10 protein-coding genes are annotated in these 12,005 nt (G+C 38.7%); 1 reads left to right on the top strand and 9 read right to left on the bottom strand.

The genetic code is table 11. From position 1 onward, the window contains the following. The first annotated feature begins 86 nt into the window (after positions 1–86). Positions 87–947 (top strand): hypothetical protein, encoded by an 861-nt coding sequence (locus tag O3C63_04785; GenBank protein MDA0772241.1) that lies wholly within the window; start codon positions 87–89, stop codon positions 945–947. On the opposite strand, the gene O3C63_04780 is transcribed toward O3C63_04785, so the two are convergent. The 9 genes from O3C63_04780 to O3C63_04740 all read right to left on the bottom strand — a co-directional run bounded on the left by O3C63_04780 (position 937) and on the right by O3C63_04740 (position 11,853). Then, positions 937–2,070: a SpoIID/LytB domain-containing protein gene (locus tag O3C63_04780; protein ID MDA0772240.1), complete on the bottom strand. Its 1,134-nt coding sequence runs from the start codon at positions 2,068–2,070 to the stop codon at positions 937–939. The two genes, O3C63_04785 and O3C63_04780, sit on opposite strands and share 11 nt — an antisense overlap. A 67-nt stretch (positions 2,071–2,137) precedes the next feature. Further along, complete coding sequence (gene ligA, locus O3C63_04775; protein ID MDA0772239.1) at positions 2,138–4,141, bottom strand: NAD-dependent DNA ligase LigA; 2,004 nt, start codon at positions 4,139–4,141, stop codon at positions 2,138–2,140. Continuing rightward, positions 4,126–4,998, bottom strand: coding sequence for a permease (locus O3C63_04770; GenBank protein MDA0772238.1), 873 nt, complete (start codon positions 4,996–4,998; stop codon positions 4,126–4,128). Before O3C63_04770 ends, ligA begins: the two co-directional genes overlap by 16 nt. Positions 4,999–5,147: 149 nt before the next feature. After that, entirely contained in the window at positions 5,148–5,942 is a 795-nt protein-coding gene (gene atpB, locus O3C63_04765; GenBank protein MDA0772237.1) for a F0F1 ATP synthase subunit A, read from the bottom strand. Further along, a complete protein-coding gene (locus O3C63_04760; GenBank protein ID MDA0772236.1) occupies positions 5,911–6,327 on the bottom strand; it encodes a hypothetical protein in 417 nt (138 codons plus the stop codon). The genes atpB and O3C63_04760 overlap by 32 nt, the downstream gene beginning before the upstream one ends. Then, positions 6,324–7,100 carry a class I SAM-dependent methyltransferase gene (locus tag O3C63_04755; protein MDA0772235.1) on the bottom strand — a complete coding sequence of 259 codons (777 nt, stop codon included), beginning with the start codon at positions 7,098–7,100 and terminating at the stop codon, positions 6,324–6,326. Before O3C63_04755 ends, O3C63_04760 begins: the two co-directional genes overlap by 4 nt. Before the next feature lie 24 nt (positions 7,101–7,124). After that, on the bottom strand, positions 7,125–9,326 hold the full coding sequence (locus O3C63_04750; protein MDA0772234.1) for a flagellar basal body protein: 2,202 nt from the start codon (positions 9,324–9,326) through the stop codon (positions 7,125–7,127). Between the two features lie 9 nt (positions 9,327–9,335). After that, positions 9,336–10,583 carry a flagellar hook-associated protein FlgL gene (gene flgL, locus O3C63_04745; protein ID MDA0772233.1) on the bottom strand — a complete coding sequence of 416 codons (1,248 nt, stop codon included), beginning with the start codon at positions 10,581–10,583 and terminating at the stop codon, positions 9,336–9,338. Between the two features lie 10 nt (positions 10,584–10,593). Beyond that, on the bottom strand, positions 10,594–11,853 hold the full coding sequence (locus O3C63_04740) for a hypothetical protein (protein MDA0772232.1): 1,260 nt from the start codon (positions 11,851–11,853) through the stop codon (positions 10,594–10,596). Positions 11,854–12,005: the final 152 nt, after the last annotated feature.

The raw sequence follows: 12,005 nt of genomic DNA, 5'->3' as shown, positions 1-12,005 counted from the left end.
AATGGCTAGGGTCTAGTCTTTTTTACAAAACACAAATTAATATGCTATAATACTTTACGTGTTCAGGGGGTTTAGGAGAAATAATAATGTCAGCAGTTAATCAAATTTTCAATGGCCAAACAGTTACGGCTCAGTCAAATCAAGAACCAAGTTTTACAGCAAGTGGAGATTTTGCTCCAACAGCTCTGCCAACACAAGCTCCAGTAGCGCAACAATTAGCTCAACCAGTAGCTAATAATATAGAACAAGTTTTGGCTAAGTATTTAACAAGCCTTCAAGCTATCCAACCAGAAAGCAGCGAAGCTAATGATCCAGAAGCTAATGATGCAATGGCTTTCATTCAAAACCTAATAGCACAATCTCCGTTAGCAGGATTATTTGGTGCTACTAATAATTCAGAACCAAGCAGTGCGATGAAAGCCGCACTAGAACAGCTTCCTCAACTAGAACAAGCTGTCACTGCAAAAATCACCAGCCTATTAGCAAACCCTCAATTTATTGATTACGCTAGCAAAGCAGACTCTCAAGGTGTTCAAGATGCTGACCTAGTTGTCGCAGCAACAGTAGCGGCAGTCAAATCATTAGCCGGTTCCACAGACAAGAACGCAATCGTTAAACAAGCACTTAATTCATTCCTAACAAAAGCAATTGGTGCAGAATTAGCTCAAGCACATCAACAAGTAGTTAATGCGCAAGCAGCTAATGACCCCCAAAGTCCTGAAGCCCTGTTTGGAACAGTAATTAAAGAACTAGCACCTGCATTTGGTGAAGTTATGCAAGTTGAAGAGACGGCTCAAGCAACAAGGCTTAAAACTCTACCTAGACTACTCACTAGTTTTGGAAATGCATTATTAAATGCAGCAAAAGCATTGCAAGCACAACTAGCACCAGAAGCTACAACAACTGTTTCACAAGCTCAACCTATAGCAACTAGCTTCACGGCTTAGTAACTAACCGAGCCCCAGTATAATAATGTCCAAGAATTTCTTGGTAGTTCTTGCCCGTTTCGGCAAAAGCTTTGGCGCCATATTGAGACATACCGATACCATGTCCAAAACCAAATCCAGCAATTCTTAGTTTCCCTTGATCAAAACTAATTCTAAAATCAGTACTTCGCAAACCAAGTTGGTGACGGAACTCCTCGCCAGTCAATGTTGCAAAGCCATTAATTCCACCTATTAATACTTGAGTTGCTCTGCCCTCAATAGATCTATTAGTAACAGTGACTGATTCAATCGTTCCGATTTTCAAATCCACTAACTTGCTATCAAGCTCTATCTGACTAAAGCTCATTTGCCATTTACCATGACTGGCATTCGCTGGTTCTTTACGTGGCACTAGATATTCTTCAGAACTTATTCCCCAGCCTTCTTCTGGACTTGCACTATATCTACCAGCCATACTCGAAAAATACGCATTCACAAAAGAACCTTGTTGATCGATCAAATACTCTCCTTGAGTAGCTTTGATCGCAGCATTAGTACTGAGTTTTTCTTTGTCATAACCCAAATAAACCTGATCCTCAACACTAGATTTAAGATCATAACCAAGAGCGTTCCGTCTTCCAAGCATCGAAAGACTATAAGTTCTTGCAGCCACTGCTTGTACCTTCAGCGCTTCAGAGTGCCAAGTACTTGGCATCTCTGCCGGGACGACTCCTTGCAAGTAATCTTCTAAATCAAGTCTGTTAATAACTGTAAAATAATCATGCTGAGGTTTTATCACTATAGAGCCTCGATAGGTTTGACTTATATTGCCATGTTTGATTTTAAACAAGCAATCCTCTTTACAAATAAACTCCACAATACGGCTAGTAGTTATTAAATCAGGCTCAGCAGCGATCAATAATGAGTTTGCAGCAGCTGGCGAAGAGCGAATCAAAGCTCGATCACCAGTTTTCTTTTTTAACATCGTTCTTGAATTTGCAAAAGCTGCATTGTTATCAAGATCTTCATTAACTTCGTAATCTTTATTAGCTGTTAGATATAAAGTATCAATCTGGTCATATAAACCAATTGAGATTTCTTGAGCTTGAACCCCAGTCATTGCAAGCCCCCAAAAGAGAATCACAAAAAGCGAAGCCCTCCAAATTAATGTATTAGATTGCCGCGCCCTTCGGGCTGGCAATGACGAAGATCTAAAGCAACTCATAGAATTCCTTCTCGTTAAGAATCTTGACTCCCAACTGCTCTGCCTTATCATGTTTTGATCCTGCATTCTCGCCACAAAGCAAATAAGAAGTCTTCTTGGAAATAGAAGAGCCAACTTTGCCACCATTGTCTTTAATTAAAGCTTCGTAATGAGAACGGCTCTCAGTAAGGGTTCCAGTAATAACAAAACTCAAACCCTCAAGACTAGTCCCCACTTGTTTTGCAGCATTGCTTTGAATATCAAGAAGTTCTGGTTGAGCTTTTAAGCTCTTGCGAATCTCATTATAGGTATCAGACTCAAAAAATTCCTGCAGTGATTCAATTATTTTAGGACCAAGACCATCCACCTTGAGTAAAGACTCACCATAATTATTCAAAAGTTCTGACTCTAAAATAGCGAGATCAGGAAAATAGCTTGCTATCAGTTCAGCGACATTGACGCCAATATGCTTGATACCTAAAGCAAAAAGAAAACGAGAAAAACTCTGGCTACGACTTGCGCGAATAGAATCAATAGCATTCTGTGAGGACTTTTCAGCCATGCGCTCAAGACCAGCAATATCTTCAAGCTTGAGCCGGTATAAATCCAATGGGGTTTTAATTAATTTATTTTCAAGCAGAGTAGCAACCAGCGCAGGACCAACTCCACCAATATCCATTGCACCCTTAGAACACCAATGCTGTATACGCCTCAAGACTTGTGCTGGACAACTAGCTACATTAGTACATTTATAACTCACATCCTCTTTCTCAACTTCTGAACCGCAAACGGGGCAAGCGATCGGCACTTCAATGGCTTGAGTCTCACCTCGCTTGGCAAGATTCACACTAACAATCTCCGGAATGATCTCACCAGCCTTGCGAACGTTAACCCAGTCACCAACTCTAATACCAAGCCGTGTGATTTGATCAAAGTTGTGTAAAGTAGCTCGCTTAACTGTTGTGCCAGCAAGTTGTACCGGACTCAAATTAGCCACTGGCGTAATAGTACCCAAGCGCCCAAGTTCATAATCCACAGATTCTATTTGAGTCTCAGCAATTTCAGCGGCAAACTTGAGGGCAATAGCCCAACGTGGTGACTTGGCTGTAGAACCTAGAGTCTTTTGTAAATCAATTTGATTTATTTTTACAACCGCTCCATCAATCTCATAATCAAGACTATTTTTGTTTTCCTGCCAATAGGTATAAAGCTCTATCACCTCGTCAATGGTCTTGCAAACTTTGTTATTGGCGGCATTAGTCTTAAAACCAAGCTCTTCAAGCTGTTTCAAGCTCTCCATCTGAGTTTCAGCCTGCGGAAATAAAGCATAAAAAATCGCATCAAGCTTGCGACTTGCTGTCACCTTGGAATCAAGTTGTCTTAATGAACCAGAAGCGGTGTTGCGCGGATTAGCATAGATGGTGCCACCGAGCTTTGTTTGCTCTTCATTAATGTGAGCAAAGTCTTTTTTATTAATATACACCTCACCGCGAATTTGAAACTTAGATCCTAGCTGCAAAGTCTCAATATTAACTTCTTGTGGCAAAGTAATAATAGTGCACACATTCTCGGTAACATCCTCTCCAACTTTGCCGTCACCACGAGTAGCTGCTCTGACTAGCTTACCGTTTGCATAATCAATTGCAATACTCAAACCATCTATCTTGAGTTCAAAAATATATTCACGCTTGGTCTCAATACCAATGACTCGATTAATGCGTTCTTCCCATTCTCTAATTTCGTCTGGTCCAAATGCGTTAGCCAAACTAATCATAGGGATTTCATGTTTGACTTTGCCAAACTTGGTAGAGCTTAGCTTTGCACCTACGTTTTGGCTTGGGCTATCAGAACTAATAATCTCTGGGTTAGCCGCTTCAAGTATCAACAATTCTTGCAGATGCGCGTCATAAACAGCGTCCTCAACAACAGGCGCGTCATTGAGATAGTAAGCCTCGCTCCAGGCTTTCAGTTTAGTAAGTAATTCTTGGTATTGTTTTAAAAAAGTAACCATAGAAATGAACCTATACAAATTGCAGCAACAATAGAAGCTAAAGTAAGAACAAGAGCCTGTTTAAAACCAACTGCCTTTCTATAAACTACGAAGCTGGTGAAATTTACACCTGGACTAGCAAGCATAAAACTAATTATAGTACCTATTGGTACACCCAACTTCACAAACTCCTGACTAATCGGAATATCAGCACCAGCACAAAAATAAAACGGAAATGCAATCACGGAGGCAAGTGCAGTGGATATCAATGGATGATCAAATGAATTAACAAAACTAATCAAGTTGGCGCTATCACTAATACTTGAGAGATAACTTGCGATCACGATAGCAAAAATAATCCACGGTAAAAAGCTAGTAGAGATTTCAAGAATATCTTTCCAAACTCTAGCAATGACATTTGGCTTATGGTCACAACAGCCCTCATCGTGATGATGGTGCTGTGTTTTCAATTCAAGTTGAAAGTCTTTAGGAGCAATCATTTTGAGTAAATAAGTAACGAGTATCCCAAAAACAACAGAACTAATAAACCGAATCCAAGTCAGCTGCATGCCCATGGTTGTTGTTAATATCAATGCTGGAATACTAGAAGCGTTACCGGCAACCAAAAAAGCTGTCAAGCTTTTCCACTTGAGACCTTTTTCGTGTAACTTAATAGCAAGCGGGATCATGCCACAAGTACAAATTGGAATCAAAGATCCAATCAAACTTGCTATCAAAACACCAACAAAATCATTAGTCCGGTCAAAAATATAGCTGAGCGCTTCATCACTAATAAATTGATCGATCAGGCTTGAAGCGATTATCGCAATCAAAAAGACTGGGAAGATTTCTGCAAATAAGTGAAAGGCGTGAGTCATATACTATTTTAACTATAGTCTGTTAATAGCCTCTCTGAAAAGGTTCATATGCAAGGCTTGCGATGTTTTGAGAAGGCTGAGTTGGCTGAGCCGCCAATGATGACTTATCAAAACGAGCGTAACGCAGCAGATGGGACTTTTCAGACAGGCTATTCATGGACTAGGTGCTCAGCATGCTGAACCGCCGTTGCAATATATACAGTAGCAAGAATAGTAAATATAAACGACTGCAATAAACCAACAGCAAGCTCAAAACCCAAAATTGGCAAAGGTAGGATAAACCAAAAAAAGCCTATAAAAGTAACAAGCAAAGTTTCACCAGCAACAGTATTGGCAAAAAGACGCAAAGAGAGAGTCAACGGTCTTACAGCAAGATCCATCAATTCAATTAGACACATGGGATTGAGTATTGCCCAACCTTTTTGGCTAAACCTAATAGGCAAGAAAGTCTCAACGTATTTCCAGCCAGCAACTTTGATACCAGAAGCAATGTAAACACAAATCACAATCAAAGCCATTGCTGCTGGAATATTAATGTCAGCGACCGGGCTTGCGCCGTGCCACGGATGTAATTGAACTGCAGCGTGATGACCATGTGCAGCAGCTTCGTGAACAGGGATTTGCGGCCACCAAGAAAATATTGCGCCTAGTTTCCAAGGTATTAAACCAGCATAATAGCTGGTCAAAATGAAAATAAAAATTGATCCAATGAAGAACACATATTCATCTGCTCTTTTACCAATTTGATCACGTACTAAGTTTCGAATAAAACTAAACAAGCTCTCTGCAAAATGTTGTCTCACTCCATACTTGCCAGTGTCTGCAGAAATTCCCGCAGTAAAGAAAGCAGAGCAAAGCAAAATCACGGCCATACATCCCCACGCAAAATAAAGAGTGTCGATATTGACTGTATTACCTAGTATTTGTCCGTTGATGTGATGCATTATAGTAGAAACCTATTGCTATTAATATTAGCTGATAAAGCAAGAAAGCCATTCCAGCAGCCATAAGATTAAGCTTAAATTTCATAATAAGTATTGCCAAAATAGCCGCAGTGAGCACCACTCTCAAGACTGAAAGAAGCAGGGATAGTGGATTTATCTTAATACTCTCGTCTGCTTTATCATCATCAACTGGCTCTTTCATGGCTATTTCAGACTTTAGTGTCCTCAATGGTGCTTCAAAACCAGTATAAAGAAGTCTCAAATATAGATTAAATACAAAGCTAGCAATCAAAAAAGACTTTGCAAATAATGGCTGATAAAAATACAAGAGCCCGGCAAGCACAACCGAGACCAAAGTATGAATTAAGATAGTTTGTTTTTTCATTTAGTAGACTTGTTTTGAAAGTCGGAATTATCTCCAAAATCAACACTCGCATTCCGCGCGGTTGCTACCTTTTTTTGAGCGACCAGTACATCGAAACTTTGTTTCGAAACAGGTCTAATGTTTTTTGCAATGACAATGCGACTCTCGTGCTTATTCTTGCGATTAGAAATCACTTGCCAATTAGTTTCTTGAAGCAAAAACTCTAATTCTTCATCATTATAATAACGCAAGAGCATACCATCACGATACTCGTCATTATACTGATGACTACCATCCTCAAGTACTTCATAGCTGCCGCGCTTACCGCTCGCTACTTTATCAAAGACCCCAAACATAATGCCATCAGGCTTGAGATATTTTTTGATCATTTGCAAGAATTCAGCACCGCGATCATAATCAAGATGCTCAAAACAAGCATTGATAAGGATTCCATCAAAACTATTCTCAGGAAAATCCATTGCAAACATATCAGCTTGAATAAATTGAACAGTGTTTAATTTACGTTCTGCTACTACTTCATTGGCTAAACGAATTGCAGAGGCAGAGATATCTACTCCAACAACTTCAAAACCTTGTTCATTTAGAAAGAAACTAAGCCAACCAGAGCCGCAAGCAATATCTAAAATACGCTTGCAATCATGTTCTTTAAAAACCAAAGGAATCTCAGGAATATAATCCAAGACATCAGTGACATTAGTATTGGCTTTTTTGACTCGTGCCCAAGCATCTTCCCAAAAAGCTAAATTCTTTTGATACAACTCAATATCTATCATCGCTAAGTTATTCTAGCAAATAGATTACACCATAGACAACATTGTTTCTAGTACTTCATTATAAACACGCATCACATTAGCATTGGCAGCAAAAGCTGTTTGGAATCTAATTAATTCAGAAGAATCTTCTTCAAGTGAGACACCACTAGTAGCAATTCTATTATTCTCAATTGAAGTTAATAGGCTTTGAGTATTCTCTACTTTCGAAATCGCAATATTGGCTGTAGTACCATAAGAACCAACAATGTCTGTTGCCTTGTTACTTAAATTAGTAGCAGCATCATTCACTCCGCCTTGAATTACTGAAAGACGGAAGTGTCCTTGGTTATCAGTTAAATCATTATCGTTAAAACTAGTACCGTTCATTTTGAAACGAAGAAAAGCTGCACTAGCAGGCACAGTGCCAGTATAAGTGACCCTCTCTTCAGGCGCGCCAGTAGTACTTGAAAAGTTTTGGGTTAAACCAATCACAGTACCAGCAGCATCAAGAAATTCAAACTGAACCAAACTCGCACTACCAAAACCATTGGTTCCTGCATTGACTTCACTAGCACCATCAAAAACGATTCCATCAGCATGTAAAGTAATTTGCTGACCAGGAATCAATGGGATCAAACTTTGGACATTGGCTGCACTTGGTGAATCAATAAACATCATTTGTGTTTTAGCATTGTCACTAACTAAATTATTAGAAGCATAAAATAAATCGGCAATCTCTGCAGCTATAGAACCATCACTCAAATTGGCAGTCTTACCAGCACTAATCAAATCAGGATTATTAACAATATTGGCAACAACTCCAATATTACCAGCACCAGTCCCACTAAATAAAGCAGCACCAGCAATACCATCAACGGTTGTACCTAAAGTAAGCAAGTCATTAACTGAGTCCTTGATACTAAGAGCCAAATCATCCAATTGCCCTCTCATTTCAGGAATAATTTTATTAGTCATATGCAACATGCCACCAAGCTCACCACTTGCACCATCCAGACTACCTTCACGGGTCAACAAACCATCTACACTCCTTAAAATCAAAGTACTAGGATAAGGATCAAGTAAATTATTACCAGATTCAACATCAAAAATATATTGAGCTCCAGAACTATCCAGGACCGTAACTTCCGTACCATCAGAGCCATTTGTAGTAGCAGCAGTTAAGCCAAGTGCAATTAAAGCAGAACCACTAACGATGTCAATCTCTGCATCTGCGTCATTGACAGCATTGTCAATGAGAGCAGTAGATAGGGTTAGCTTACCCTCATTATTAATTGACGCAATAGTTCCACCACCACCCTGCGCCTTGAAAGTAGCATTAATTTTGTCAACAATCTCTCTCATACTTGAATTAGCTACTAAATTTACAGTAAATGGACCAACACTAGTACCAGCACCATTGTCCACACTCAACCTGATTGTATTTGTTGAACTAGTGATTGCAGCAATATCATCATCAACATTAGGAAAACCATTTGTTGCAGTTACTATAGCTTCACTGTCATATAAAGTAGTTGTTAATTTACGGAAAGTACCATTGACTTCTGTCTGAATTGTGAAGTCATACAATGCAGTTGCTCTGTCGATTAAAGTATCACGCCTATCTTCAAGTTCACCAGACGTAACACCGTTAGCAATTGACTTTAAGACTTGTGCATGCACTTCTCCGAGCTCATCAAGAATACCATTAAGTTCTGAAATCGGTCCATCAATCTGACCACTAGTTTCAAGATCTAAACCTCTTTTAAGTAACCCAATTGAATCATCTATTTGGTTAAAAGTATCTGTCAAAGCTTCAGCAGAATTAATAAAAAGCACCCTTGTAGTATCTGAGTCAGGGCTTGCAGCAAAATCCTTAGCCGCTTCAAAAAATTTAGTGAGCTTGGCAGTAAGACCAGTCTCACTAGGTTCACCAAGGATATTGTTCATATTGATACTTAGTTCAGCAATTTTATTATTAAAGCCTAAATTACTTGCTTGTTGTCTGAAGCTTTGATCCAAAAATAAATCTCTAATTCTTTCAATGTCTTGAATTACAACTCCCGAAAATGTTCTTTGAACATTAACTCCAGGGATATTTGTTGTCGCCCCCTGTTTGAAATTAACTCTCTGACGAGAATAACCAGGTGTATTCACGTTTGCTATATTATTAGCTGAGACATTAAGTCCAGCCTGCGCAGCTTGCATGCCTGAAGTACTTATTCCTAGTCCACCAAATGTTCCTGTCATAATCTACTCCTATCTAAGAAAATCCCTCAAGCTCTGTCTGAAAAATGTTGACGTTGAACTAATTGACGTCTCTAGTGCAGCTTGTGCATTAGCAATATCCAAACTAGCTTTGACCATATCAATATCTTGCACTGTCGATAAATTACTCTGCAAAGTATAATCAACATCCTCAGCAAGACTATCGAGATTTTCGACTCTGGCAATCCTCAAACCCATAGTCGCAGTCAAATCATTAACTTGTTTCATATTGAAATCAAAATCATCAATCAATCCTCTAATAGTAACCGGGTCATTATTATCCAAAGCAGTCTTTAATGCTTCAAAAGTATTATAAACACCAGCTTCCTTACCAGTAAAAATTTGTTTGCTCAAATAAAGTTCATTGGCAAGATCAGTGTCTGAGCTAGAAAGTAATTGAATCTTAGCTACGCTTCCAGCTGTAGATCCGGTTGCTAAAGCTGTATCCAAATTAAGATAGCCTGCTGGACTTTCTTGTGCAATTGCTCCAGGTCCACCTGCAGTAATAAATGCTGTATTAATAGTACTTATAATTGTTGACAAAGTATCACCAATACCAATACTTGCAGTAAAACTAGTAATCGTTCCATTACCATCATTAATTTCAAAATCAAGATCACCAGCTACAGTTGTGACTGGATTAATAACACCACTCGTCATTGTTGCTGAACTTGCAGCAGAAATCAAAGAGTCTTTAATATCAACACTAGAAGGAATAGCATCTATCATTCTCTGTTTACCATCATCAGAGTTGTGCTTAAAAATGGCTGAGCCATATGGAGCTCCATCAGCCAGTCTAAGTGTTACAAGATCAGACTGTTGACCAGAAAAAACATAATTACCATTAACTTTAGTGTTAACCAACTGTGTATAAGAATCTACAATTGATTCAGCTTCAGTTGCGTAAGCCGCTCTTTCATCAGGACCCAGTACATCATTACCTGCAGCCACAGCTATTTCTCTCATTCTTTGTAATAAATTTTCCATCCCTCTTAAGGCTAATTCACCAAGTTCTAATTCTTGTTGAGCTTGTACACGGTCTCTTGTTCTTTGTTGATTTTCACCCAACCTAGTTTGAATTTTCATTGCCTCAGTGGCTGCTGCTGGATCATCGTAGGCACGAATAAATTTCTTTTGAGTACTGATCTTATTTGATAAATCAAAAACACGTGCTTGATTAGAACTGATTTGACCTCCCAGCATATTAAACATTAGTTGTGTTGATAATCTACCTATCATTTCATCTATCCTATAAACTCAAGAAATTAAATATACTTGCTTGCAATACTGCTGCTGCTGCTTGCATCGACCCATTGAGACCAGCTTGTGCTGCTGTTACTCTTTGAATTGCATCAGCAATTGGAATTGTGGCAAGTTCAGATTCTTTAATCTCAAGATCTGTTCTTATACTAAAATGGCTGTTAACTGCATCGTTAAACTTGGACTCAATATCACCAAGCTCTGTTTCTATCAGAGTTATACTATTTATAAGTTCTTGAATATCGACAAGTGACTCTCTGACCAATTGGCTACTTTGAGAATTGTAAGCATTTTCAAGCTTGCTAAAAGTATTTTGAATACTTGTACTAGTACCAAAGGTGGTACCAGCTGTAAGACCTAGTTCATCCAAAGTAGTCGACAGTGTTGAACCTGGACTAATAATGATTGCTGCTTTAGCATTTTCTAAATCACCGGTAATCAATGAAGTATTAAAATCTAAAGCACCACCTGTATTTTGTACTATAGTACCAACTCCACCAGCAGTATTAAACGCTGCATTGATCTTAGTTACCATATTGGTTACTGTATCTCCTGTAGTGAAAGCTATGTCACCAACATTGATTTCATTAAAACCATCATTCACAACCAAATTAAGTTCAGCATTAGCTGCAAGTGTTGCAGGTGATGGTACGGAACCAACATAATTAGCAGAACTCTCTTGAGCTGCAAATAAACTATCTAAACCAATACTGGCTTTCTTACCTTCAATTACTCTATTACCTGCATAACTAGACCCTTCCAAGTAAGTACCAGCAGAAAATATTTGTCCTTCTTTAGTATCAAAAACTTTTTTATCAGAGCCTAAACCAGCGAAGATATACTTGCCATTGATTTTAGTATTAACTCCATCAAAAAAATCTTGTGCAACCCCACGAAGCTCTTGACCAAGGATCAACAGCTCTTCAGGACCTGATGTATCAGAAGCACCACGGGATGCACTAGTTTTGATTGTGTCTAAAATATTTTTGAGTCCACTAAGGGTCGTTGACATTAAACCAATCTCTGCAACTGCTTTAGTTTCATTTTTTTCAATTGCTTCAAAACGCTTGATCATTGCCCGGTTGTTCAATAATTCCTTGGAACCACCCATGACTTCATAATTAGTTAGATGCTTTTTTTGTAAATTCAATCTTGAACTATGTTCAGCAAAACGTAACTGGTTCATGGCCAGATTTTGATTCTGACTATTAAACCTCATTAAGGTGCTGATTCTACCGATATTAGACATCTTATTGGAAATAGACCCTTACTAGCTTCTCTGTCAGCTAGATTCAATGTATTATTTTGCGATCACAAGAGGGCTAAACAGTTGATCTTGCCTTATTTTTTGCGATGGATATAGTTATTCTCTTGTTAAATGGTCTATACTAAACAATTGAA

It is taken from the genome of Cyanobacteriota bacterium (assembly GCA_027618255.1).
Lineage (GTDB): Bacteria > Cyanobacteriota > Vampirovibrionia > LMEP-6097 > LMEP-6097 > JABHOV01.
This window is presented reverse-complemented; position numbering and strand designations above follow the sequence as displayed.

Excerpts from the sequence above, each read along its gene's own strand:
- flgL (MDA0772233.1), bottom strand. The coding sequence starts at position 10,583 with ATGATAGGTAGATTATCAACACAACTAATGTTTAATATGCTGGGAGGT.
- O3C63_04770 (MDA0772238.1), bottom strand. The coding sequence starts at position 4,998 with ATGACTCACGCCTTTCACTTATTTGCAGAAATCTTCCCAGTCTTTTTG.
- O3C63_04750 (MDA0772234.1), bottom strand. The coding sequence starts at position 9,326 with ATGACAGGAACATTTGGTGGACTAGGAATAAGTACTTCAGGCATGCAA.
- ligA (MDA0772239.1), bottom strand. The coding sequence starts at position 4,141 with ATGGTTACTTTTTTAAAACAATACCAAGAATTACTTACTAAACTGAAA.
- O3C63_04785 (MDA0772241.1), top strand. The coding sequence starts at position 87 with ATGTCAGCAGTTAATCAAATTTTCAATGGCCAAACAGTTACGGCTCAG.
- atpB (MDA0772237.1), bottom strand. The coding sequence starts at position 5,942 with ATGCATCACATCAACGGACAAATACTAGGTAATACAGTCAATATCGAC.
- O3C63_04740 (MDA0772232.1), bottom strand. The coding sequence starts at position 11,853 with ATGTCTAATATCGGTAGAATCAGCACCTTAATGAGGTTTAATAGTCAG.
- O3C63_04760 (MDA0772236.1), bottom strand. The coding sequence starts at position 6,327 with ATGAAAAAACAAACTATCTTAATTCATACTTTGGTCTCGGTTGTGCTT.
- O3C63_04755 (MDA0772235.1), bottom strand. The coding sequence starts at position 7,100 with ATGATAGATATTGAGTTGTATCAAAAGAATTTAGCTTTTTGGGAAGAT.